14 protein-coding genes are annotated in these 24,335 nt (G+C 71.7%); 5 read left to right on the top strand and 9 right to left on the bottom strand.

Going from position 1 to position 24,335, the window contains the following annotated elements; genetic code table 11:
* Positions 1 to 138: 138 nt before the first annotated feature.
* On the top strand, positions 139 to 5,091 hold the full coding sequence (locus tag D1369_RS24890; protein WP_007382444.1) for an NAD-glutamate dehydrogenase: 4,953 nt from the start codon (positions 139 to 141) through the stop codon (positions 5,089 to 5,091).
* A gap of 98 nt (positions 5,092 to 5,189) precedes the next feature.
* Here the strand turns inward: D1369_RS24890 and D1369_RS24895 are convergent, their stop codons facing one another.
* Together D1369_RS24895 and D1369_RS24900 are read right to left on the bottom strand one after the other, a co-directional pair.
* Complete coding sequence (locus D1369_RS24895) at positions 5,190 to 6,011, bottom strand: ABC transporter ATP-binding protein (protein WP_007382443.1); 822 nt, start codon at positions 6,009 to 6,011, stop codon at positions 5,190 to 5,192.
* Entirely contained in the window at positions 6,004 to 6,921 is a 918-nt protein-coding gene (locus tag D1369_RS24900; protein ID WP_007382442.1) for an ABC transporter permease, read from the bottom strand. The genes D1369_RS24895 and D1369_RS24900 overlap by 8 nt, the downstream gene beginning before the upstream one ends.
* Positions 6,922 to 7,246: 325 nt before the next feature.
* Here D1369_RS24900 and D1369_RS24905 point away from each other — a divergent pair, with 325 nt between their 5' ends.
* Complete coding sequence (locus tag D1369_RS24905; RefSeq protein WP_037900289.1) at positions 7,247 to 7,885, top strand: TetR/AcrR family transcriptional regulator; 639 nt, start codon at positions 7,247 to 7,249, stop codon at positions 7,883 to 7,885.
* Between the two features lie 109 nt (positions 7,886 to 7,994).
* On the opposite strand, the gene D1369_RS24910 is transcribed toward D1369_RS24905, so the two are convergent.
* Together D1369_RS24910 and D1369_RS24915 are read right to left on the bottom strand one after the other, a co-directional pair.
* Positions 7,995 to 8,942: an ADP-ribosylglycohydrolase family protein gene (locus D1369_RS24910; protein ID WP_007382440.1), complete on the bottom strand. Its 948-nt coding sequence runs from the start codon at positions 8,940 to 8,942 to the stop codon at positions 7,995 to 7,997.
* A gap of 618 nt (positions 8,943 to 9,560) precedes the next feature.
* A complete protein-coding gene (locus D1369_RS24915; RefSeq protein WP_007382439.1) occupies positions 9,561 to 9,974 on the bottom strand; it encodes an organic hydroperoxide resistance protein in 414 nt (137 codons plus the stop codon).
* A gap of 120 nt (positions 9,975 to 10,094) precedes the next feature.
* Between D1369_RS24915 and D1369_RS24920 the strand changes: the two genes are divergently transcribed.
* Entirely contained in the window at positions 10,095 to 10,580 is a 486-nt protein-coding gene (locus D1369_RS24920) for a MarR family transcriptional regulator (protein ID WP_037900287.1), read from the top strand.
* Between the two features lie 278 nt (positions 10,581 to 10,858).
* A complete protein-coding gene (galE, locus tag D1369_RS24925) occupies positions 10,859 to 11,839 on the top strand; it encodes a UDP-glucose 4-epimerase GalE (protein ID WP_007382437.1) in 981 nt (326 codons plus the stop codon).
* Between the two features lie 141 nt (positions 11,840 to 11,980).
* On the opposite strand, the gene D1369_RS24930 is transcribed toward galE, so the two are convergent.
* From D1369_RS24930 to D1369_RS24950, 5 genes are all read right to left on the bottom strand, one after another.
* Positions 11,981 to 14,239 carry a bifunctional glycosyltransferase family 2 protein/CDP-glycerol:glycerophosphate glycerophosphotransferase gene (locus D1369_RS24930; RefSeq protein ID WP_118082614.1) on the bottom strand — a complete coding sequence of 753 codons (2,259 nt, stop codon included), beginning with the start codon at positions 14,237 to 14,239 and terminating at the stop codon, positions 11,981 to 11,983.
* A 140-nt stretch (positions 14,240 to 14,379) separates the two neighbouring features.
* Entirely contained in the window at positions 14,380 to 15,288 is a 909-nt protein-coding gene (locus D1369_RS24935; protein WP_007382435.1) for a carbohydrate ABC transporter permease, read from the bottom strand.
* The gene (locus D1369_RS24940; protein WP_082319399.1) at positions 15,285 to 16,628 is read right to left on the bottom strand and encodes a sugar ABC transporter permease; all 1,344 of its coding nucleotides are present in this window, start codon (positions 16,626 to 16,628) and stop codon (positions 15,285 to 15,287) included. Before D1369_RS24940 ends, D1369_RS24935 begins: the two co-directional genes overlap by 4 nt.
* A gap of 4 nt (positions 16,629 to 16,632) precedes the next feature.
* Positions 16,633 to 18,024: an ABC transporter substrate-binding protein gene (locus D1369_RS24945; RefSeq protein ID WP_007382433.1), complete on the bottom strand. Its 1,392-nt coding sequence runs from the start codon at positions 18,022 to 18,024 to the stop codon at positions 16,633 to 16,635.
* A gap of 189 nt (positions 18,025 to 18,213) precedes the next feature.
* On the bottom strand, positions 18,214 to 22,266 hold the full coding sequence (locus D1369_RS24950; protein ID WP_118083152.1) for an FHA domain-containing protein: 4,053 nt from the start codon (positions 22,264 to 22,266) through the stop codon (positions 18,214 to 18,216).
* Between the two features lie 328 nt (positions 22,267 to 22,594).
* On the opposite strand from D1369_RS24950, the gene D1369_RS24955 reads away from it, so the two are divergent.
* Positions 22,595 to 24,301 carry a serine/threonine-protein kinase gene (locus D1369_RS24955; RefSeq protein ID WP_118082615.1) on the top strand — a complete coding sequence of 569 codons (1,707 nt, stop codon included), beginning with the start codon at positions 22,595 to 22,597 and terminating at the stop codon, positions 24,299 to 24,301.
* The last annotated feature ends 34 nt before the right edge of the window (positions 24,302 to 24,335 follow it).

The following is a 24,335-nucleotide window of genomic DNA, read 5'->3' on the forward strand; positions in this document are numbered from 1 at the left end:
ATATACCCCCGCTCATCTCACCTTGCGGCATAGCGTCGGAGCAGACCGGAGACCCCGGGCCGTGGCGTCGAGCCGCAGGGGAAGAGACCGTACTTCCTTCTACGTCACGCAACGGCGCGCGACAGGAGCCAGAGGACAATGCAGACCAAGCTGGACGAAGCCAAGGCCGAGCTGCTCGAGAGGGCTGCACGGGTAGCTGAGAACAGCCCGGTCGGGGGGCACCTACCGACTGGGACGACGGACGACGAGACCCCCCGCACCCCGGACACCCCGGACAACGAGACCGTGCTCGCGTTCCTCCAGCGCTACTACCTGCACACGGCACCGGAAGACCTCGCCGACCGCGACCCGGTCGACATCTACGGAGCCGCTCTCTCCCACTTCCGGCTGGGCGAGACGCGCCCGCAGGGCACGGCCAACGTGCGGGTGCACACGCCCACGGTGGAGGAGAACGGCTGGACCTGCACCCACTCGGTCGTCGAGGTCGTCACCGACGACATGCCCTTCCTCGTCGACTCCGTCACCAATGAGCTGACCCGGCAGGGGCGCGGCATCCATGTCGTCATCCACCCCCAGGTCGTCGTCCGCCGCGATGTCACCGGCAGGCTGATCGAGGTCCTCACCGCCCCGCCCTCCGCTGCTGACCTCCCGCACGACGCGCACACCGAGTCCTGGATCCACGTCGAGATCGACCGCGAGACCGACCGCAGTGACCTGAAGCAGATCACCGCCGACCTGCTGCGCGTCCTGTCCGACGTCCGGGAGACCGTAGAGGACTGGGAGAAGATGCGGGACGCGGCTCTGCGGATGGCCGACGAACTGCCTGCCGAGCCCGTCGCCCCCGAACTGCGTGACATGGACATCGAGGAGGCCCGCGAGCTGCTGCGCTGGCTGGCCGCCGACCACTTCACCTTCCTCGGCTACCGGGAGTACCAACTCAGGCCGGACGACTCCCTCGCGGCCGTGCCCGGCACCGGCCTCGGCATACTGCGCTCCGACCCGCACCACGCCGGCGAGGAGGGCCACCCCGTCAGCCCGTCCTTCGAGCGGCTGCCCGCCGACGCCCGCGCGAAGGCGCGCGAGCACAAGCTCCTCGTGCTGACCAAGGCGAACAGCCGGGCGACAGTGCACAGGCCGTCGTACCTCGACTACATCGGGGTCAAGAAGTTCGACGCGGACGGCAATGTCATCGGCGAGCGGCGCTTCCTCGGGCTGTTCTCCTCCGCCGCCTACACCGAGTCGGTGCGCCGCGTCCCGGTCATTCGGCGCAAGGTGGACGAGGTGCTCGAAAGGGCCGGTTTCTCGCCCAACAGCCACGACGGCCGCGACCTGCTCCAGATCCTGGAGACCTACCCGCGCGACGAGCTCTTCCAGACCCCGGCCGACGAGCTGGAGTCCATCGCCACCTCCGTCCTGTACCTCCAGGAGCGGCGGCGGCTGCGCCTCTACCTGCGCCAGGACGAGTACGGCCGCTACTACTCGGCCCTCGTCTACCTGCCCCGCGACCGCTACACCACCGGCGTCCGCCTCCGGATCATCGACATCCTGAAGGAGGAACTCGGCGGCATCAGCGTCGACTTCACCGCCTGGAACACCGAGTCGATCCTGTCCCGGCTGCACTTCGTGATCCGCGTCCCCCAGGGCACCGAACTGCCGCAGCTCAGCGACAGCGACAAGGAGCGCATCGAGGCCCGCCTGGTCGAGGCCGCCCGCTCCTGGGCCGACGGTTTCGCCGAGGCGCTCAACGCCGAGCTCGGCGAGGAGCGCGCCGCCGAACTGACCCGCCGCTACGGCAACGCCTTCCCCGAGGGCTACAAGGCCGACCACACCCCGCGCTCCGCGGTCGCCGACCTCGTCCACCTGGAGCGGCTCGGCGAGGAGAACGACTTCGCGCTCAGCCTGTACGAGCCGGTGGGTGCCGCCCCCGAGGAGCGCCGCTTCAAGATCTACCGCAAGGGTGACGCCATCTCCCTGTCCGCCGTGCTGCCGGTCCTCAGCCGGCTCGGCGTCGAGGTGACGGACGAGCGGCCCTACGAACTGCGCTGCTCCGACCGCAGCGTCGCCTGGATCTACGACTTCGGCCTGCGCATGCCCAAGTCGCAGAACGGCGGCGGTGACTACCTCGGCGACGACGGCCGCGGGCGTTTCCAGGAGGCCTTCGCCGCCACCTGGACCGGCAAGGCGGAGAACGACGGCTTCAACGCCCTGGTGCTGAGCGCCGGACTGGGCTGGCGCCAGGCGATGGTGCTGCGGGCGTACGCCAAGTACCTGCGCCAGGCGGGCTCGACGTTCAGCCAGGACTACATGGAGGACACCCTCCGCCACAACGTCCACACCACCCGGCTGCTCGTCTCCCTGTTCGAGGCGCGGATGTCGCCGGACCGCCAGCGCGCAGGCCACGAACTCGTGGACGCCCTCCTGGAGGAGCTCGACGCGGCGCTCGACCAGGTGGCCTCGCTGGACGAGGACAGGATCCTGCGCTCCTTCCTGACCGTCATCAAGGCGACCCTGCGCACCAACTTCTTCCAGGAGGCCGCGGGCGGCAAGCCGCACGACTACGTCTCCATGAAGTTCGACCCGCAGGCCATCCCCGACCTGCCGGCCCCGCGCCCGGCGTTCGAGATCTGGGTCTACTCGCCGCGCGTCGAAGGCGTGCACCTGCGCTTCGGCAAGGTCGCGCGTGGCGGTCTGCGCTGGTCCGACCGGCGCGAGGACTTCCGCACCGAGATCCTCGGCCTGGTCAAGGCGCAGATGGTGAAGAACACCGTCATCGTGCCGGTCGGCGCCAAGGGCGGCTTCGTCGCCAAGCAGCTGCCCGACCCCTCCGTCGACCGGGACGCGTGGCTGGCCGAGGGCATCGCCAGCTACAAGATGTTCATCTCGGCCCTGCTCGACATCACCGACAACATGGTCGCCGGTGAAGTCGTCCCGCCCGCCGACGTCGTACGCCACGACGAGGACGACACCTACCTCGTCGTCGCCGCCGACAAGGGCACCGCGACCTTCTCCGACATCGCCAACGGGGTCGCGGAGTCGTACAACTTCTGGCTCGGCGACGCCTTCGCCTCCGGCGGCTCGGCCGGTTACGACCACAAGGGCATGGGCATCACCGCCCGCGGCGCCTGGGAGTCCGTCAAGCGGCACTTCCGCGAACTGGACCTCGACACCCAGTCCGAGGACTTCACCGTCGTCGGCATCGGCGACATGTCCGGTGACGTGTTCGGCAACGGCATGCTGCTCAGTGAGCACATCCGCCTGGTCGCCGCCTTCGATCACCGGCACATCTTCATCGACCCGAAGCCCGACGCGGCCACCTCCTACGCCGAGCGCCGCCGCATCTTCGACCTCCCGCGCTCCAGCTGGGCCGACTACGACACCGAGCTGATCTCCGCGGGCGGCGGCGTCTTCCCCCGTACCGCCAAGTCCATCCCGGTCAACGCCCATGTCCGCGAGGCCCTCGGCATCGAGGACAAGGTCACCAAGATGACCCCGGCCGACCTGATGAAGGCGATCCTCAAGGCGCCGGTGGACCTGCTGTGGAACGGCGGCATCGGCACCTACGTGAAGGCGTCCACGGAGACCCACGCGGACGTCGGCGACAAGGCCAACGACCCGATCCGCGTCGACGGCGCCGACCTGCGCGTGCGGGTCGTCGGCGAGGGCGGCAACCTGGGCCTGACGCAGCTCGGCCGGATCGAGTTCGCGTTGCACGGCGGCAAGATCAACACCGATGCCATCGACAACAGCGCGGGCGTGGACACCTCCGACCACGAGGTGAACATCAAGATCCTGCTCAACGGCCTGGTCACCGAGGGCGACATGACGGTCAAGCAGCGCAACAAGCTGCTCGCCGAGATGACCGACGAGGTCGGCCGCCTGGTCCTGCGCAACAACTACGCGCAGAACACCGCCATCGCCAACGCGCTCGCCCAGTCCAAGGACATGCTCCACGCCCAGCAGCGCTTCATGCGCCACCTGGTGCGCGAGGGCCACCTCGACCGGGCCCTGGAGTTCCTGCCCACCGACCGCCAGATCCGTGAACGCCTCGGCGCCGCACAGGGCCTGACCAGCCCGGAGACGGCCGTTCTGCTGGCGTACACGAAGATCACGGTCGCCGAGGAGCTGCTGCACACCTCGCTCCCGGACGACCCGTATCTGCACGGTCTGCTGCACACGTACTTCCCGAAGGCCCTGCGGGAGCAGTTCCCGGAGCACATCGACAACCACCCGCTGCACCGCGAGATCACCACGACCGTCCTGGTCAATGACACGGTCAACACGGGCGGTACGACCTATCTGCATCGTCTGCGCGAGGAGACCGGCGCGTCGCTGGAGGAGATCGTCCGGGCGCAGACCGCGGCCCGCGCGATCTTCCGCTCCGGTGTGGTGTGGGACGGGGTCGAGGCGCTCGACAACCAGGTCGAGGCCGCCGTACAGACCCGCATCCGCCTGCACTCGCGCCGGCTCGTCGAGCGCGGTACGCGCTGGCTGCTCAACAACCGGCCGCAGCCGCTCCAGCTCGCCGAGACCGTCGATTTCTTCGGCGAGCGCGTCGAACAGGTGTGGTCGCAGCTGCCCAAGCTGCTGCGGGGCGCCGACCTGGAGTGGTACCAGAAGATCTACGACGAGCTGAGCGGCGCCGGAGTCCCCGACGAACTCGCCACGCGGGTGGCCGGGTTCTCCTCGGCCTTCCCGACGCTGGACATCGTCTCGGTGGCCGACCGCATGGGCCGCGACCCGATGGACGTCGCCGAGGTGTACTACGACCTCGCCGACCGTCTCCACATCACCCAGCTCATGGACCGCATCATCGAGCTGCCCCGCGCCGACCGCTGGCAGTCCATGGCCCGCGCCTCCATCCGCGAGGACCTGTACGCGGCCCACTCGGCGCTCACCGCCGACGTACTGGCGGTGGGCAACGGCACGTCCACTCCCGAGCAGCGCTTCAAGGCCTGGGAGGAGAAGAACGCCCCGATCCTCAGCCGGGCGCGCACCACCCTGGAGGAGATCCAGGGCTCGGACGCGTTCGACCTGGCCAACCTGTCGGTGGCGATGCGCACCATGAGGACGCTGCTGCGGCAGCATTCGTAAGCGTTCGTGAGCGATACGACGACGAGGGCGCCCCGGGCCATGTGGCTCGGGGCGCCCTCGCTCATCCGGTCGTCCGGTCGTCCGTCCTGTGCGGACTCTCAGGCGGCGGCCTTCGGCTGCGGCTTCGCCTTGTCCGGGCCGCCCGTGAAGTCCTCGTAGGCTGCCAGGACCTCGTCGGTGGGGCCGTCCATGCGCAGTTCGCCGCGCTCCAGCCACAGCACCCGGTCACAGGTGTCGCGGATCGACTTGTTGCTGTGGCTCACCAGGAACACCGTGCCCGCGTGCTTGCGGAGCTCGCGGATGCGCTGCTCGGAGCGCTTCTGGAAGGAGCGGTCGCCGGTGGCGAGGGCCTCGTCGATGAGGAGGACGTCGTGGTCCTTGGCGGCGGCGATGGAGAAGCGCAGGCGGGCCGCCATGCCGGAGGAGTAGGTGCGCATCGGGAGGGTGATGAAGTCGCCCTTCTCGTTGATGCCGGAGAAGTCGACGATCTCCTGATAGCGGTCCCTGACCTGCTCGCGGGACATGCCCATGGCGAGGCCGCCGAGGTGGACGTTGCGCTCGCCGGTGAGGTCGTTCATCAGGGCCGCGTTGACGCCGAGGAGGGAGGGCTGGCCGTCGGTGTAGATCCGGCCGTTCTCCACCGGGAGCAGACCGGCGACCGCCTTGAGCAGGGTCGACTTGCCGGAGCCGTTGGTGCCGATGAGGCCGATCGCCTCGCCCTTGTAGGCGACGAACGACACGTTCTTGACGGCGTGCACCTTGCGTACGCCCGCCGCCTTCTCGACCTGCCCCCGGCGCAGCATGCGGTTGAGGGCGGCGGTGGCGGAGCCCTTGCCGGCGCCGGTGCCGTTGACGCGGTAGACGATGTCGACGCCGTCCACGACGACGGTGGGGATCTGGTCGTTCTCGATGTCAGCCACGGCCGTACGTCTCCTCAGCCTTCCAGAAGTAGATGAAGCCGCCGACGCCGGCGACCAGCGCCCAGCCCACCGCGATCGCCCACACGTGGTGCGGCAGCTGACTGGCGTGGAAGCTGTCGATCAGGGAGTAGCGCATCAGGTCGATGTAGATGGCGGCCGGGTTGGCCTGGAGGACGGGCACCACCCAGGACGGCCAGTCGTGGTGGCCCTTGGCCAGCTTGTCGATGCTCCACATCACGCCGGAGACGTACATCCAGGTGCGCAGGACGAACGGCATCAGCTGCGCGATGTCCGGCGTCTTGGCACCCATCCGCGCCATGATCATCGAGACGCCCGCGTTGAAGACCGACTGCAGGACCAGTGCCGGGACCGCCAGCAGCCAGGAACTGGCGATCGGGACACCGAAGCAGAGCAGGATGACGACCAGGGCGGCCATCGAGAACAGCAGCTGCTGGAGCTGCTGGAGGGCGAACGAGATCGGCAGCGCGGCCCGCGGGAAGTGCAGGGCGCGCACGAGGCCCAGGTTGCCGGAGATCGCCCGGGTGCCCGCCATGATCGAGCTCTGCGTGAACGTCCAGATGAACACGCCCGTGACCAGGAACGGGACGTAGTCCGGCACATTCCTCTTCGTGCCCAGCAGGACGCCGAAGATGAAGTAGTAGACCGCCGCGTTCAGCAACGGGGTCATCACCTGCCAGACCTGACCCAGCTTCGCCTGGCTGTACTGCGCGGTGAGCTTGGCGGTCGAGAACGCGGTGATGAAGTGGCGCCGTGCCCACAGCTGACGGACGTAGTCGGGCAGGGAGGGGCGGGCGCCGCTGACCGTCAGGCCGTGCCGGGCGGCCAGGGCCGAGAGGTCGTCGTCGGCCGGGGACGCTGTCGGGGGCGGTGTGTCGAGGACCTGGCTCACATCCGCTGCTTTCGCTCGGGGGGTGGGGGTGGTGCGCGTGCGGCTGGCGCGCCCGTCGTCCGGCGTTTCCTTACGTGACTCTTTACGTTCTCTTACGTCGGGACGGGACCGTATCGTCGCAACGTGAGAGTAGGACGATTCAGCGTCGGAACGCAACCGTTTCGTCGTGACGAGCGACGTTGGAACGTAACCGTTTCGTCGTGACCTGTCACGTTGGAACGTAACCGTAGCGTCGTGGCGTGCCGTCGTGGTGTGCGCCGTCGCGTCGATACGGCTCCGTCGCGGCCACCCGCGTCGGAACGGGACCGTTTCGTCGCTACGCCCTATGCTGGTCCGCATGACGACCAACGCCGACGCGCCGCAGACCCCTACGCGCCGCCGTGCCCCGGCAGGAGCCGCCGTACTCCGTGAGGATGTGACGGAAGCCATTCGGGCGGCCGTCTTCGAGGAGCTCGCGGCCTCCGGATACGCGCGGATGTCGATCGAGGGCATCGCACGTCGGGCGGGCGTGGGCAAGACCGCGGTCTACCGCCGTTGGCGTTCCAAGCTGCATCTGGTCCTCGACGTCGTGTCGGAGATCGCGGTGATGGGTCTGCCGGTGCCGGAGACGGGCTCGCTGGAGGACGACCTGCGGATGCTGTACGAGGTGACCTCCCGGGCGCTGCGGCACCCGGTGGCCTCGCAGATCATCCCGGACCTCCAGGCCGAGGCGGCCCGTAACCCCGAGATCGCCGAGGCCCTGCAGAACGCGTTGCAGAAGGGCCAGGAGGGTGTCGCCAGCAAGATCATCACGGCGGCGGAGCGGCGCGGGGAGCTCCGCACCGGCTTCAACGACGAACTGGCCCTCGACCTGATCTCCGGCCCCCTGTACTGGCGCTCGGTGGTGATCCGGAGCCCGAAGCTGCCGAAGGGGTATCTCGCGGCGCTGGCCCGGGTGACGACGGAGGCGCTGAAGGCGCTCTGAGCCTCAGTGGCCCGGAGGACTGCCACTCCGGGCAGGCGGGGGCGGCCGGCCTCGCCCGCGAGGGGAGTCGCATGTCGGCAAAGGCCCGCGCCCCTTCCGGGCGCTGCCGTCAGCCGGTGAAGGGACAGCCGGTGAGGAGAAGGGTGAGGGCAGCCAGGTCGGCCGCCCTCAGCACCCGGTCGGCGAAGCCCGGCAGCGGGACATGCAGGGGTGTCGTCCAGCGCTCCGGGACGGCCGTGACGCCGTACACCGCTCCGGCCAGGCCGCCCGTCACCGCGGCCACTGTGTCCGTGTCGCCGCCCAGGTCGATCGCAGCGCGTACGGCTGTCTCGTACGAGGTCGTCGTACGCAGCGCCCAGACGGCGGAGCCCAGGCAGGGCCATACGGCACCGTTGAACTCCGTGGCCTGGTCCGGGTGCCAGTCGGGGGCCAGGACGGTGGCGTAGCGTCCGCGGTGGTCTTCGTGGACCGCGTCCAGGGTGGCTTCCACGGCGTCCAGCGGGTCGTCGCCGGCCAGGGCCACTCGTACCAGTTCGTGGAAGACGGCCGTGCCCTCCCAGGCCGCCCGGTCGCCGTGGGTGAGGGCGGCCAGGCGGCGGCCGGCGGACATGGTGGCCTCGCGGCCGTGGGCAGCGAAGTACACGGCGGACGGGACCGCCCGCATCAACGCGCCGTTTCCCGCCGCCCGTTGGCTCACCTGGAAGTGGAGAGCGGCGGCGCTGTCCCAGGGGTCGCCGCTGCTCAGTACGGCCTCGGTCTGAAGGCCGATGTCCTTCGGCTCCGCCGCCGCCCACCGCTGGAACCGCCGGAAGACGTCCGGGAGTTCGAGCCCACCGCACTCCACCAGGGACTCGGCGACCAGGACCGCCATCTGTGTGTCGTCGGTCGCCTCACCCGGCTCCCAGCCGCCACCCCCGCACATCTCGCCGCCGTGCCCGGGCTCCGGAAAGCGGTCCGAGAAGGCACCTTCCGGCCCGAACTCGAAGGGGGCACCCAGCGCGTCCCCCGCAGCGGAACCGACGACGGCGCCCAGGGCGCGCTCTGCGCGTACGACCATCCGTGCAGGCTAGTCGCGAGCAGTTACGGCGACTGCGCGGGCCGACCGAACCGTCACGGCATCCGCGCGGGCCCGCCCCGAGCTGCTAAGGCTTCGCGCGCGAGCCGGGGCCAAATTGCCGTGCCCGTGCTGGGGCCGGCCCCGAGCCGCTGCGGCTCTCCGCCTGGTCGAGCCCTGAGTGGCCGGTACGCCGGTACGCCGGTCGCCGCGCGGCCAAGCGCCCTGGCCCAGGGTGCGACGGCTCGTGCAGGGCGCCCTGAGCAGTCATCGTTCTCTCCCGGAGCCGTTCCCGGATGGCTTCCCGTGCGGGCCGGCGCCAAGACCGCTGTGCCCGTGCTCGGGGCCGGCCCCTAGCCGCTGCGGCTCTCCGCCCGATTCGGCCCCGAGCCGCTGAGAGCCCGCGCGGACAAGCACGCCGGCTCAGAGTGCGACGGCCCGCCCAAGGCGCCCCTGGGCAGTCACCCTCGTCCCCCCGAGCCGCCCGTGAACCGAGACGGCCTCGCGCGCGGGCCGGCGCCAACCCCTGCGCCCGTGTGGGCGGGGTGGGCCCCAAGCCGCCGCGACCCACCGCCCGGTCCGGTCCTGGGTCGTCAGATCCCCAGGGCTACTCGATGACCCCTACTCGATGACGAGGTCGACCTCGATGTTGCCGCGGGTGGCGTTGGAGTAGGGGCAGACCTGGTGGGCCTGCTCGACGAGCTTGCGGCCGGTCTCCGCGTCCACGGAGTCGGGCAGCTCGACGCGGAGGGCGACCTTGAGGCCGAAGCCCTCGCCCTGCTTGCCTATGCCGACCTCGGCGGTGACGGCGGCGTCGCTGACGTCCACCTTGGCCTGGCGGCCGACAAGACCGAGGGCGCTGCCGAAACAGGCGGCGTAGCCGGCGGCGAACAGCTGCTCCGGGTTGGTGCCCTGTCCGTTGCCGCCCAGCTCCACCGGCGGGGCCAGAGCGACGTCGATCTTGCCGTCGTTCGTGTAGGCGCGGCCGTCGCGGCCGTGGGTGGCGGTGGCGACAGCGGTGTAGAGCGCGTCCATGAAAACCGTCCCTCTCGAAGTTCGTTCCGGCGGCTCTTCCGCGGCCGCCTCACGGCCGTAAGTAGAGCACACAATTCAATTGCGCACAACTAAATGGCTCGCAAGGGCTATCCTGGACGCATGGACACGTCCCCGGCCACCACCGACTGGCTCCGCCTCGACCAGCAGATCTGCTTCTCCCTGAACGCGGCCTCCCGCGCCTTCGGCAGCGTCTACCGCGTGATCCTCAAGGACCTGGGGATCACTTACCCGCAGTACCTGGTGATGCTGGTGCTGTGGGAGCACGGCGATCTGCCGGTCAAGAAGCTCGGCGAGCACCTGCGGCTCGACTCGGGCACCCTCTCCCCGCTCCTCAAGCGACTGGAGGCGGCCGGCCTCGTCCGGCGCGAGCGCAGCGCCCGCGACGAGCGCTCGGTGGAGGTGCGGCTCACCGAGGAGGGCGTCGCCCTGCGCGAGCGCGCGGAGCGGGTGCCCCGCCGGATCGTCTCAGCGACCAGTTTCGACGTGGACGAGATCAGCGCCCTGCGGGCCCGCCTCGACCAGCTCACCTCGGCCCTGGACGCGGCGGTGCACGCCGAGCTGCCCGACGAGGACTTCAGCCGGTGAGGGCTCGTGGTCACCTGAGTGGCCGTGGCCGTGGCCGCTGTCGTCGTCGCCTTGGCCACGCCAGGGCAAGGCCGACGGGCTCGCGGTGCTGGGGTTGCCGGCCCCGCAGATGCCGAGTCCCTGCCTCCTCGAGTGCCGCTGGGCCTTCACGAACACGCACTGATTCTGATGAGAGGGCTGAAAGGGCTGCGAGCCAGAACCGCGTGGCACCCGCCCGACCCGGCCGCCTGGTTCACTGATACGCGCACACGGGTCAACCGAAGAGGGGACGGCCGTACATGACCTGGCTGATCACCGGCGGCGCCGGCTACATCGGGGCGCATGTCGTGAGGGCGATGACCGGGGCGGGCGAGCAGGCGGTCGTGTACGACGACCTGTCCACCGGCATCGCCGAGCGCGTGCCGGCCGACGTGCCGCTGGTGACGGGTTCCACGCTGGACGCCGAGCGGGTCGCGCACACCCTGGCGGACCACGAGGTCACCGGTGTGGTCCACCTCGCGGCGAAGAAGCAGGTCGGCGAGTCGGTGGACCAGCCGCTGCACTACTACCGGGAGAATGTCGAGGGCCTGCGCGTCCTCCTGGAGGCGGTGACGACGGCCGGGGTCCCCTCCTTCGTCTTCTCGTCCTCCGCGGCGGTGTACGGCATGCCGGACGTCCCGTTGGTGACGGAGCGGACCCCGTGCGCGCCGATGTCCCCGTACGGCGAGACCAAGCTGGCGGGGGAGTGGCTGGTCCGCGCCACGGGCCGGGCGACCGGCCTGTCCACCGCGTGCCTGCGCTATTTCAACGTGGCGGGCGCGGCGAGCCCCGAGCTGGCCGACACGGGCGTCTTCAACATCATCCCGATGGTGTTCGAGAGGCTCACCCAGGACGCGGCCCCGCGTATCTTCGGCGACGACTACGACACCCCCGACGGCACCTGCGTCCGCGACTACATCCACGTCGCCGACCTGGCCGAGGCCCACGTGGCTGCCGCCCGCACTCTGCAGTCCTCCCCGGGACGCGACCTCACCGTCAACATCGGACGCGGCGAGGGTGTCTCCGTCCGCGAGATGATCGACCACATCAACGCCATCACGGGCTACGACCGCCCCCCGACCGTCACTCCCCGCCGTCCCGGGGACCCGGCCCGGGTCGTCGCCTCCGCCGACCAGGCGGCCACAGAACTCGGCTGGAAGGCCAAGCACGACGTCCAGGACATGATCACCTCGGCCTGGGAGGGATGGGTGCGGCTGCATCCGGAGGCGGCTCGGGGCTAGGACCGGTGCCGTTGCCTGAAGCCGGCCTGATCCGCCGGACAGGCCCTAGCGGCGGCGCCCGCGCCCCGGCCGTCCCACCGGGCGCCAGGTGGACGGACGGGTCGGTGTGGGATGGGACGGGCTGGACGGCATGGGCCCCTCCTAACGGGTCTCGGTGACGGGCGTGTGCGTCGCGGGGCGGGGGACGGTGGCCAGCGGGGAGCGGTCGAGCGCTGCCGCCGCCGACGGCACCGGGTGGCGCTCCGCGAGCGGCACCACGGCCGGCGACCCGGACTCGCCCAGGACGACATGGCGTACGACGCGTTCGGCGGCGCGGCCGTCGTCGTAGGGGCAGAAGCGTTCGCGGAAAGCCGACCGCAGCTGGGTGGAGCGGGAGCCGCGCCAGTGGCCGGTGGCGAAGATGTCGATCAGTTCGTCCTCGTTGCGCGCGACCGCGCCCGGCGCGAAGGACCGCAGGTCGAAGTAGGTGCCGCGGGCCGCCTCGTACGCCTCACGGTCGTCGGCGTGGATCACGATCGGGCGGTCCAGGTTGGCGTAGTCGAACATCAAGGACGAGTAGTCGGTGACCAGGGCGTCCGAGGCCAGACACAGGGACTCGACGCTCGGGTGGTCGCTGACGTCGATGACCCGGCCGGTCGCGGGGGAGACGAGCGGGCCGCCGTGGCGGTGGTGGGCGCGGGCCAGCACGACGAAGCGGGGGCCCAGACGGCGCAGGACGCGGTCCAGGTCGAGGGTGGTGCGCTGGGTGCGGCGGTAGTCGCGGTGGGTGGGCGCGTACAGGATCGCCACCGAGCCCTCGGGGACGCCCAGGGACTCGCGCAGGCGCCGTACGTCCTCCGAAGTGGCCCGCTGGAACACGTCGTTGCGGGGATAGCCGTAGGGGAGCGTGGTGTAGCGGCCGGGGTAGACCCGCTCCCAGGTCAGGGTGGTGTGGCGGTTGGGGGACAGGAGGTAGTCCCACTGGTCGACGCCCCTCAGCATCGCCTCGAAGTCCACGTCCCCTGCCGCCGCCGGGCGTTCCTGGAGGTCCAGGCCCATGTGCTTGAGGGGCGTGCCGTGTTGGGTCTGGACGAGGACCTGGCCGGGGCGCTTGACCAGGCGGCGGTCGAAGTCGGTGTTGTCGACGAGGTACTTGGAGCGGGCCAGCGCCGTCCAGTAGGCAGCCGTGCCCGGGCGCAGCCTGAGGGTGGCCGTCGGGATGGTGTGGTGGTGCTCGGGACGGGCGATCCACGCGGTGCGGATGTGCGGGGCGAAGGTGCGGAACGCCTCCTCCAGCGCGCCCGGGTTGCAACTGTGGCCGCGGCCCCCGTACGCGGCGAAGACGGCACGGTCCTCGCGCAGCGGGAGGCGGAGCTGGACGCGGTAGTGGAGCCGGAGGGCCACCGCGTGCAGGGACTTGGCGAGGCGTACGACCGGGCGGGCGGTCCGGCGGCCGAGGCTCAGGGCCAGTTCGGTGAGCCGTTGGGTGCGGTAGAGGCCCAGGCGGATCACGGTGTGGCGCAGCCGGGAGCGCGCCGGGACCGGGTGGCCCGGGACGCGGTGGGCGCGGTAGTGGTCGCGGGCCCGCCGCAGGAACTCGGCCCGGGTGCCGTGCGGGAGGCGGTGCCGGTCGGTGAACACCGCCGAGAGGTGGTCCACCATGAGGCGGAACAACACCGGCCGCCACCGGGCGAGTTCGGGGCGCGCGTCGATGTGTGCGAAGACCCTGTCGTACTGGTCGAAGAGGTCGAAGTGGCCGGCCGCGTCGGGGAGTTCGCCTCCGCGGTGCCGCCGGTGGTGGACGCAGACGCGGTCCAGGGTGGCGATCGACTCGGCGGCCGTCAGGGCCGGGTAGGTCCAGGGCAGGTCCGTGTGGTGACCGGGCGGGAAGGTGAGACCCGCACGCTCGACGAACTCCCTGCGGTACGCCTTGTTCCAGGCCACCGAACGCACCCGCAGCAGCCCCGGACGGTCCTCCAGGCGGAACGGCGCCGGGCCCCGCTCGGTGAGCCGGCCCGCGAAGGCGTCGCGGACGCTCTCGCCCGACCAGTGGACGAGCGCGTGGTCGTGGACCAGGACGTCCGGCTCGCCGGTCTCCTTCAGCCGGTCGGCGATCGCCCGCAGCGCGTGCGGGGCGAGGGTGTCGTCGCCGTCGAGGAACAGCAGGTAGTCGCCGCTCGCCTCGGCCGTCCCGGCGTTGCGGGCGGGACCGAGTCCCGCGTTCTGCGCCAGGTGGACCGCCCGGACCCGTGGATCACGGGCCGCGAACTCGTCGACGATCTCGCCGCACGCGTCCGGCGAGCGGTCGTCGACCGCGATCAGCTCCAGATCCTCGTACGACTGTGACAGCACCGATTCCAGGCACGCCGGCAGGTACGCCTGAACCTTGTACGCGGGGACGATGACACTGAACCTGGGCACGGCACATCCAAGGGTCGGCGCGGGCGGTCTGCCCGGGAACGCCCCACGGCGGCGCGGGGTTACGGTCCGTACGGCATTCGGGCGAACGCGAGGGGGCGGGCCGGTGCCGGCCCGCCCCCTCAATCGGGCTGTCCCACGCGCTACTTGACCGCGCCCGCCATCACGCCGGACACGAACTGCCGCTGGAACGCGAAGAACACGATCAGCGGAATCACCATCGAGATGAACGCGCCCGGTGCCAGGACGTCGACGTTGTCGGCGAAGGCACGCATCTGGGTCTGCAGGGCGACCGTGATCGGCTGGCTGTCGGCGTCCGTGAACACCAGCGCGATCAGCATGTCGTTCCACACCCACAGGAACTGGAAGATGCCGAGGCTCGCGATCGCGGGCCCGCCGAGCGGCATCACCACCCTTGCGAACAGGCGCAGTTCACCCGCGCCGTCGAGCCGTGCCGCCTCCAGGAGTTCGCGGGGGATCTCCGCGAAGAAGTTCCGCAGCAGGAACACCGCGAACGGCAGGCCGAAGCCCACATGGAAGAGGATCACTCCCAGGATGTTGCCGAACAGGCCGATCTTGCCGAAGAGTTCGGCGATCGGGATCAGCGCCACCTGCACCGGCACCACCAGCAGACCGACCACGCCCATGAACCACCAGTCGCGGCCCGGGAACTCCATCCACGCGAACGCGTAACCCGCGAGCGCGCCGATGACGATGACCAGGAGCGTCGCCGGGACCGTGATCAGGATGGTGTTGACGATGGAGTGCGTGATGTCGCTGTTCTGCAGGAGCTTCTGGTAGCTGTCGAGGGTGAGCTGGGACGGCTCGCTGAAGACCTTCCACCAGCCGCTCGCCGTGAGGTCCTCCGGGCTGCGCAGCGAGGAGATCAGCAGCCCGATCGTCGGCACCAGCCAGAACAGGCCGACGACCACGAGGAGGACGCTGATCAGGCCGCCGCTGACGCGCTCGACGAGCCGTGAGCCGAGCGACTGCTTCGCCTTCGCCCTGTCCGCCGGTGCCGTCTCGGGAAGCCTTTCGGCCTGAGTGGTCATCGCCGTACCTCCCGCCTGAGCCGACGAATGTTGAACCACATCACCGGGATCACCAGCAGCAGCAGGAACACCGAGATGGCGCTCGCGATACCCGGCTGGTCCTCGGCGAAGCCCTTGCGGTACAGCTCCAGCGCGAGGACGTTCGCGTCGTCCTGCGAGGAGCCCGGGGGGATGATGAAGACCAGGTCGAAGATCTTCAGGACGTTGATCATCAGGGTCACGGTGACGACCGCGAGGACAGGGGCGAGGAGGGGGATGGTGACCCTGCGGAAGACCTGCCACTCGCTCGCGCCGTCGACCCGGGCCGCCTCCAGGAGTTCGCGGGGGATGCCCGCGAGCCCGGCCGCGATCAGCACCATCGCGAAACCGGCCCACATCCAGATGTACGACCCGATGATCGCCGGCGTCACCAGCGACGGGCCGAGCCAGTCGATCCCGTTGTAGGCCTCCTTGAAGTTGCTCGCCGGAAGCCGCAGTTGGGCCCCGTCGGCCTTCTCCGAGAAGGAGAACGTGCCGTCGTCCCCGGCCTTCGCCGTCTCGACGACCTTGCCGTCCTTGACCGCCTCGATCTTCATGCCGGGGTAGCCGAGTTCGGTCGGGTCCACCCCGCCGAGCTTGCCGACGCCCTTGCCGCGTGTGAAGTCCTGCCAGGTCGTCCCGGTGATCCTGCCCGGGTCCGCCTGCGGCGCCACGGCCTTCTTCGCGTCGCCGGGCATCTGGTCCGGGGCGACGCCCACCAGGGGCAGGGTGATGGTGCCGCCGGTGTGGACCGTGGTCTTGGTGATGAAACCGCCGCCCTGGGCCACCAGTGGCGAGTTCCGGCCCGGGTGGGCCTTCGGGAACGCCGAGGCCTGCGCGAACGTGTCGTGCACGCCCACCCATACCGCGTTCGCGAACCCCTTGTCCGGGTCCTGGTCGTAGACGAGCCGGAAGATGATGCCCGCCGCCAGCATGGAGATCGCCATCGGCATGAAGACGACCAGCTTGAACGCCGTTCCCCAGCGCACCCGTTCGGTCAGCACCGCGAAGATCAGACCGAGCGCGGTGGAGATCGTGGGCGCGAACACCACCCAGATGATGTTGTTCTTCAGGGCCGTGCGGATGCCGTCGTCGGTGAACAGGGCCTTGTAGTTGTCGATTCCGGCGAATCCGTCGCCGGACTGGTTGTAGAAGCTGCGGACGATCGAGTACCCGATCGGGTAGACCACGAGCGCGCCCAGCAGCACGAGGGCGGGCAGCAGGAACATCACTGCCACGGTCCTGCGTGTGCCGGTCACGCTCTTGCGCGACTTGGGGGAGGCAGGGGCCGGTGGGACCCCTGCCTCGGTGACCGATGTCATCGCGTCAGTTCCCGTAGGCGGCCGCCGCGTCGGCCTCCAGCTTCGCCTGCGTGCCCGCGACGTTCTTCGGGTTCGTCAGGAAGTCCTGGAGCGCCTTCCACTCACCCTTGCCGGGGGTGCCGCCGAAGGCCTGCGGGGCCTGGTCGGACATGTCGAAGCGGAAGTCGTCGCCCGAGTCGATCAGCGCCTTGGCGATCTTCTGCTGCACCGGGTTCGGGTACGACGAGATGTCCACGTTCTTGTTCGGCGAGAGATAGCCGCCCAGCTTGGCCTGGATCGTCGCCGCGTCCGGGGAGGCCAGGAACGTGGCCAGTGCCTGCGCCGCCTTGGAGTCCTTGAGGATCACGGCCGCGTCGCCGCCGGAGACCACGGGGGCGGTGTCACCGACCTTCGGGAACGGGAACACCTTCGCGTCCGTGCCGACCTTCGCCTTGGCGGTCTGGATGTTGACCTGCGCGAAGTCACCCTCGTAGACCATCGCCGCCTTGGGCTGGTCGCCGCCGGTGAAGGTCTGGGTCACCGAGGCCGGGAAGTCGGTCTGCAGCGCGCCCTTGGCGCCGCCCGCGACATAGTCCTTCTTGCCCCACACCTGGGCCAGCGTGGTCAGGGCGTTCTTCACGGACGGGTCCGTCCACTTGATCTCGTGCTTGGCGAGCTGGTCGTACTTCTCCGGGCCCGCCTGGGAGAGGTAGACGTTCTCGAACCAGTCCGTCAGGGTCCAGCCCTCGGCACCGCCCACGGAGAACGGGGTCACGCCCGAGTCGTAGACCGTCTGGGCGGTGGTGAGCAGTTCGTCCCACGTCTTCGGCTCGGTGGCGCCCGCGTTCTCGAAGACCTTGGCGTTGTACCAGATCAGCGACTTGTTGGCGGCCTTGTAGTAGACGCCGTACTGGGTGCCGCCGACCTTGCCGATGTCCTGCCAGCCCTGCGAGTAGTTCTTGGCGAGCTCCGCCTTGGCCTCCGTGCCGAGGGGCTTGGCCCACTTCTTGTCCACGGCCTGCTTGATCGCGCCGGGCTGCGGGAGCATCGCGATGTCCGGCGGCTGTCCGCCCGCGACCTTCGAGCCCAGGAAGTTCACGATCGGGTCCTGGGCGGGCACGAAGGTCACCTTGGCGCCGGTGCGCTTCTCGAACTCCGCCAGGACCTTCTTGAAGTTGGCCTGCTCCTCACCGCTCCAGACGGCGGCGACCTCCAGGCTCTGGCCGTTCAGTTTGGGGAGGGTGACCGTGGTGCCGGTCTCCTTGCCGCCTGTGGCGCCCGAGTCACTGCTCTTGTCGTCGTCTCCGCCGCATGCGGTGAGCGACAGGGCGAGGGCCGCCGCCAGGGCGGCGGCCGCCGATTTCGCAGCCCTGTTCGCTGACCTTGGCTTCCGCTGTGTGCTGCTGGTGCTGCGCATCACGACCCCGTTCTTCGTTCCTCGTCGAACGTTCGAGGGCTGTCCCGTGCGATCTGGTCTACGCCGGGGGAACGAGGTCGGCAAGTGGGCGTCCACTGTCAAGCGGGTGATCGTAATGGCGTCGTGACCAGTGCCGGTGCGTCGTGGCATGCGTCGCCCGGGGGCGGTGCCCCCGGGATCCCTCGACGTCTAGAGCAGTGACGGGACCTCTGCTGCTGCCACTTCCCGCGCTGCCCGTTCCAATGCACTCGCCAGCAGGGCAAGATCCGTCGGGCCGTTGCCCAGTTCCCGGACCGGGCGGCGGGCCGGGGGGTCGCCCATGCGGTCCCATTCCAGCGGGACGACCGTGGGCCGCAGGGTCGCGGTACGGGGGATGCGGCCGGTGACCCGGCCGGCCTGGAACGCCGTGATCCGGCCGTCCGGCCAGGTCAGCCGGCCGCGGCCGGGTGCCGGTTCGTCCGGTCCGGTGGCCGGGGGGTCCAGGCTGACGCGGAGAGTGGCCCGGCGGGCCGCTTCCGACTCGGCCGTACGGCCGCCCGGGCCGGTCGCGACCACCAGGTGGACGCCCAGGCGCTCGCCCTCACGGGACACCGCCTCCAGCGCGCGTATGACCGAGCCGGCGGCCGGCCTGCCCGGGGAGCCGAGGGGCGGGGAGACCAGGGCGTCCAGGTCGTCCACGATCACGACCAGACGGTGGAGCGGGGGTGCCGTGTCGGTGCGACGGCGGGCCGCACCGGGGCGCAGGCGGATCGTGGAGCTGGGCGGCGAGTCGAGGTCGCCGCCGGCCTCGTCGCCGGAAGGACCCGCGGTGCCGGTCGGGTTGCGGGGGGACGCCGTGCGCTGGGCGACCATGCGGCCCGACAGCTCCCGGCCGGTGTGCCACTCCGCGAAGTCGCAGCGGCCCAGCAACTCCGCGCGCCGCTTCAGCTCGGCGCTCAGGGACTGGGCGAACTCCCGCATGCGGACCGGGTCGTTGGCGGTGAGGTGGGTGGTCACATGCGGCACGTCCGTGCACACGCGCAGGCCCTCGCCCTGGCCGCCGCTCACACTGTCCCGTCCGTCCATCAGGACGACGCTGAGACGGTCGGGGCGCTCGGCCGCGGCCAGCGAGGCGACGACCGCCCGCAGCAGTTCCGTACGGCCGCTGCCCGCGGGGCCCTCGATCAGCAGATGCGGGCCCTCGGCCACGAGGTCGGCGCAGACCGGGCCGCGCGGTCCGGCCCCCAGCACCGCCCACGCCCGGCCGCCGAGCGACTCCGGGTCGTCGGCCGCGTCCGCCCAGCGGGTCATCAGCGACGGCGGGGTGGCCCGGGCCAGCCCCAACTCGTCCAGCAGGCGCGCCGACTGGGGCAACGGCGAGGACACGCGCGCGTGCCCCGCACCGGCGGTGCCGTCCGTCCGCAGCGGCGCCAGCGCCCGTGCGAACCGCTCGGCCCAGGCCGCGGAGACGGCGTCCACGGCGGCGACCGTGCCGTGGCCCACAGGGGTGGGGGCCGCGGTGAGGTGCAGGGTGTCGGCGTCGGTGCGCGGGCCCGGGCCGGTGGGACGGGCCTTGGCGCCGCTGCGGGACGCGTCCGCGTGACGGGTCTCCGCCGGGCCGGGGCGGTCGGGCCCGGGGTGGTTGCGGGAGGCGCCGGTCACGTCGGTCTCGGCGCCCGCCCCCGCGGGAACCCCGGTCCGGGCCACCCGCATCAGCCGCAATGCCGTCGCCACGTCCCCGCTGAGCAGGCCGACCGCCCCGCACTCGCGGAAGGTCGGGGCCGCCGCGCACGCCGCCTCGTACGTGTCCGTCACCGGAGAGGCGGGCGAGGCCGGGGCCGTCTCCGCCAGGCACACGATGTGGATGCCGGCCCGGGGGCCCTCTGCCGCCAGCCGCGCCACGGCCCTGCGCAGACCCGCGCCGCCGGGGTCGCCGTCCACGACGACCACGGTGTACGGCCCCGGGAAACCACCGCTCGTCTCGTCCTCGGCGTCCTCCCGGGCCCAGGAGGGCCGCCGGGCGGTGTCCCGGGGGCGGTCCTGCGGGGCGGCGGAGCGGGCGGCCGGAACGGTCCTGCGCCCGGGAGCGGGCTCGGCGTCGGCCAGGTGGTCGTCCAGGCGCCGCAGAAGTTCGTCGGTGCGGGCCGCCGCCTGTTCGCGGTCGTGGGCGAGGAGGAGGCGGCAGTCCTGGCCGTGGCCCGGACGGACATGGGGGAGCCAGCCCAGCCAGGACCACTCGGCGGTGCGCTCCTGCGCGGACCGGGAGCGGTCCGTGCTGATCAGGACGATCTCCAGGGTCTCGGGCGCGTGCAGGGCGGCCAGCTGGGCCACCACCGCGCGGGCCAGCCCGGACAGGCGGGCGCGGGGACCGGCCAGGCCCAGGGCGCCGGCCTCGCGCAGATCCGCGGTGACCGGGACGGCCGGCAGCAGCCCCGAGCCGTCCGGGGCCGCCCGGTCGGCGGTGCCGAGCCGCACGGTGAGCGCCTCCGGATGCCCGGGCCCGCGCTCCCACAGACGCGCGCCGGGACCCAGCGCCGTCAGCAGCAGGGCGGCCGGGTCGGGCCAGACCTCGGGCACCTGGGGCGCGTCGGCCGACGGCACCGCGGTGACCGGCGCTGCCGTGCCGTCGTACGCCTCGTCCCGCTCGGACGGCTCCTGTTCGCTCCGCGCCCCGGCCAGCCGCCGGGCCCACGCGGACAGCCCCCCGCGCCGCCGCACGCCCTGCGGTACGTCGGTCCCGCGCAGGGGGGTGCCCTTGCGACGGCCGGCAGCGGGGGCGTCCGGGGCGTCGGAGGCGGGGGTGGAGGACGGGCGGGCGGAGGAAGGGGAGGGCTGGTCCTGGTCGGCAGGCGGAGGTGGGGGGAGGGCGGTCGTGCGCGTGACTTCGAAGGAGCCGAGCCCGGACCGGCTGCCGTGGGTGTCGCCGCCGGAATCCCTGCCACGTCCGTCGGCGGGAGCGTCGGAGACGGCTCCGGCCCGGGGCTTGCCGTCGGTGTCCGGACGGCCGCCGCCGACGTCGTCCCGGCGCTCGATCCGGGGCGCACCGCCCTGGCCGGGCACGACGACCGGTGACTCGGTGGGGCGGTGGCCCTGCGCTCCCGTGGATTCGGGGCCGCCGCCCGAGGAGCCCCAGCTCCCGGAGCCGTAGGCGTGATGGGTCCGGTCGGTGGGCGGCTGGGGCGAGCTGTCGCCGCTGTCCCGGGCGCCCCGCGCGCGGGCCGAGCTCTCGGTCGAGGCCGACGCGGTCCTGCCGGACCTGGACTCCGCGGCCGCCGCCGACACCCTGCTCCGCGCGCGTGGCGAGCGCTCGGCATGTCCGGGGACCGTGCCCGTGACACCTCTGCCGTCCTCGTGGGCTTCCGTGGTCCCGCGCTCCTGGACGGCGCCCGGCGAGTACCCGGCCGGACCGGATTCCGCGGCGGGCACGCTCGGTCCCTGCCGCCCACCGCCCGGCTCCCCGGCCGGTGCCGAAGCTCCGTGTGCCCGGCTGCCGCCCGGTGCGGGCCCGACTCGGCCCACGCGCGCGGCCGCATCCGTACCCCCGCGCCCCCGCTCGTCGCCCGGCACGGTCCCGGCCTCGACGGAGATCACCCGCACATGGCCCTCGCCGTCCGGTTCCGTCCCGAGCCGTCGCCCCCCGCTCGGCGACAGCCGGAGCACCGACTCGCCGATCCTCAGGAGCGCCCCCGGAGGGAACCGGACCGGACGGGTGCCCACGCGGGTGCCGTCCAGGGTCGTGCCGTTGGTGGAGTCGAGGTCGGCCACGGAGACGCGCCCGTCGGGGGCGACCGTGACCGCGCAGTGCAGGCGGGAGACGTCGGGGTCGTCCAGCGGGACGTCGGCGTCAGCGGACCGGCCGATGTGGATCTGGCCGCCGTGCAGCAGATGGACGCCGCCGGCGTCGGGGCCGGCGACCACGTGGAGCTGGGTGGGGGCGTCGTCGAGCTCCGGGTGGGGCTCGGGGGCCGCCGGGGCGCCCAGGGACAGCACGGCACCGTCGATCAGCGGGGGCTCGCCCAGGGTGGCGCGCTGGGCGTCCAGCCGCTCACCGTCCGCGTACAGCACGACCGGACCGCCGCCGCGCTCCGTCTCGCCCGCGCGCGAGGTCCCCCCGTCCCCCGGGACCGCCGAGGCGAGGGCCGTGGCCACCGCGGCCAGTGCGGTGCCGACGGGAGCGGTGACCAGCACGTCGCAGCTCGCGGCGCGGCCCCGGGCCCGGTCGGGCGGGCCCAGCGGGTCTACGACGGTCAGCCGGATCTGCATCGCCGTCAGCGGTCCCTTCTGCTCGGACGCGGACATCCCCACCCCCGCACGAGCACCATCGGCCAGTACTGCAGGCATCCTCGCACCTGCCACTGACAACGCGCCCGTCGCCCGAGGGCAAGTGATCTTGATTGGTCAGCTCTGCCCCCAAAAGTGCCTGACCAGTGCAGCGCCGGCGATCACTTGAGATCGGTCACGTCAACGTCCGGCAACCAGGAGCCCGGGCGGAGCGTCTTTCCTGCGAACGTGCTCGGGAACGCTTACGCGGTGCCAGGAGGAGCGGCACTACAGTGGGTCGGAACGACAGCAAGCAGCAGGGAGTGCAGACGTGCGGCCGGTAGGCAGCAAGTACTTCCTCGAGGAGCCGCTCGGACGCGGTGCCACGGGGACCGTGTGGCGGGCCCGCCAGCGGGAGACCGCGGGCGCCGAGGCCGCCGTTCCGGGACAGCCCGGCGAGACCGTCGCGATCAAGGTCCTCAAGGAGGAGCTCGCGAGCGACCCGGACATCGTGATGCGGTTCCTGCGCGAGCGCTCCGTCCTGCTGCGGCTGACCCATCCGAACATCGTGCGGGTGCGTGACCTGGTCGTCGAAGGCGATCTGCTCGCCCTGGTCATGGACCTCGTCGAGGGCCCCGACCTGCACCGCTACCTGCGCGAGAACGGCCCCTTCAGCCCCGTCGGCGCCGCCCTGATCACCGCCCAGATCGCCGACGCGCTCGCCGCCAGCCACGCTGACGGCGTGGTCCACCGCGACCTCAAGCCCGCCAACGTGCTGCTGCGCCAGTACGGCGGCCAGATGCACCCTCTGCTGACCGACTTCGGCATCGCGCGCCTCGCGGACTCGCCGGGCCTGACCCGGACCCAGGAATTCGTCGGCACGCCCGCGTACGTCGCGCCCGAGTCCGCCGAGGGCCGCCCGCAGACCTCCGCCGTCGACATCTACGGCGCCGGCATCCTGCTGTACGAGCTGGTCACCGGCCGTCCGCCGTTCGCCGGCGGCTCCGCCCTCGAAGTCCTGCACCAGCACCTGAGCGCCGAGCCGCGCCGCCCCTCCACGGTCCCCGACCCGCTGTGGACGGTCATAGAGCGCTGCCTGAGCAAGAACCCGGAGCGGCGCCCCAGCGCCGAGAACCTCGCGCGCGGGCTGCGGGTCGTCGCCGAGGGCATCGGCGTGCACGCGAACTCCGCTCAGATCGCCGCGGCGGACAACGTCGGCGCGCTGCTGCTGCCCGACCCGGACCCGGCCGCCGTGCCGGACACTCCCGGCGCCGCCGATCCGACGCAGGTGCTGCCGCACGGCGCGGGTGGATACGACCCGAACGCCGCGACCAGCTTCCTGCCGCACACCGGCGCCGGGAACCCCGTCGGCGCCGCCGACCCCACCGCCGTACTCCCGAACCGGGGCGCGGCCGATCCGACGGCCGTCATGCCGCCGGTGCCGCCCGGGCAGCCGGGACAGGGGCAGTACGGGCAGCCGGGACACCAGTCGGGCGGGCCCGAGGACCCGCACCCCTGGCAGAACCAGCTGCGCGCGGCCCGGGACCGCAACGAACAGACGCAGGTCCAGTACCTCGACCCGAACGAGGACCCGCTGCGCCGCCGCCCCCAGCGGCAGGTCGCCAGGCCGCAGCAACAGCAGCCGCCGCAGCCGCCCCAGCGGCAGCAGCGGCCCCAGCAACGCCCGCCGCAGGGCGGTTACGGCCGTCAGCCGCAGCAGCAGCCCCAGCAGTACGCCCCGCAGCAGCAGCCGCAGCGGTACGCGCCCCCGCCGCAGCCCGAGCGCCCCGCGCGCGAGCCCCGGCAGCCGCGGCAGCGCAGCGCCAACCCGATGAAGATTCCCGGTCTGGGTTGCCTCAAGGGCTGCCTGTTCACGATCGTCATCCTGTTCGTCGCGAGCTGGCTGATCTGGAAGCTGAGCCCGCTCCCGGAGTGGATCGGAACCGGCAAGAGCTACTGGCAGCAGATCGGGGACATCATCGACACCGTGAGCGGCTGGATCGGGGACCTGGGTGGAAAGTCCTCAGGTCAGCCGTAACTCTGGGGATTTGTCGACTCTCGGCGGGTGATTT

Source organism: Streptomyces sp. CC0208, assembly GCF_003443735.1.
Lineage (GTDB): Bacteria > Actinomycetota > Actinomycetes > Streptomycetales > Streptomycetaceae > Streptomyces > Streptomyces sviceus.

Bases quoted from the DNA above. Each gene is read 5' to 3' on its own strand.
- D1369_RS24890 (WP_007382444.1), top strand. From the start codon at position 139: ATGCAGACCAAGCTGGACGAAGCCAAGGCCGAGCTGCTCGAGAGGGCT.
- D1369_RS24910 (WP_007382440.1), bottom strand. From the start codon at position 8,942: ATGGTCGTACGCGCAGAGCGCGCCCTGGGCGCCGTCGTCGGTTCCGCT.
- D1369_RS24945 (WP_007382433.1), bottom strand. From the start codon at position 18,024: ATGCGCAGCACCAGCAGCACACAGCGGAAGCCAAGGTCAGCGAACAGG.
- D1369_RS24950 (WP_118083152.1), bottom strand. From the start codon at position 22,266: ATGCAGATCCGGCTGACCGTCGTAGACCCGCTGGGCCCGCCCGACCGG.
- D1369_RS24920 (WP_037900287.1), top strand. From the start codon at position 10,095: ATGGACACGTCCCCGGCCACCACCGACTGGCTCCGCCTCGACCAGCAG.
- D1369_RS24935 (WP_007382435.1), bottom strand. From the start codon at position 15,288: ATGACCACTCAGGCCGAAAGGCTTCCCGAGACGGCACCGGCGGACAGG.
- D1369_RS24940 (WP_082319399.1), bottom strand. From the start codon at position 16,628: ATGACATCGGTCACCGAGGCAGGGGTCCCACCGGCCCCTGCCTCCCCC.
- D1369_RS24905 (WP_037900289.1), top strand. From the start codon at position 7,247: ATGCTGGTCCGCATGACGACCAACGCCGACGCGCCGCAGACCCCTACG.
- D1369_RS24915 (WP_007382439.1), bottom strand. From the start codon at position 9,974: ATGGACGCGCTCTACACCGCTGTCGCCACCGCCACCCACGGCCGCGAC.
- galE (WP_007382437.1), top strand. From the start codon at position 10,859: ATGACCTGGCTGATCACCGGCGGCGCCGGCTACATCGGGGCGCATGTC.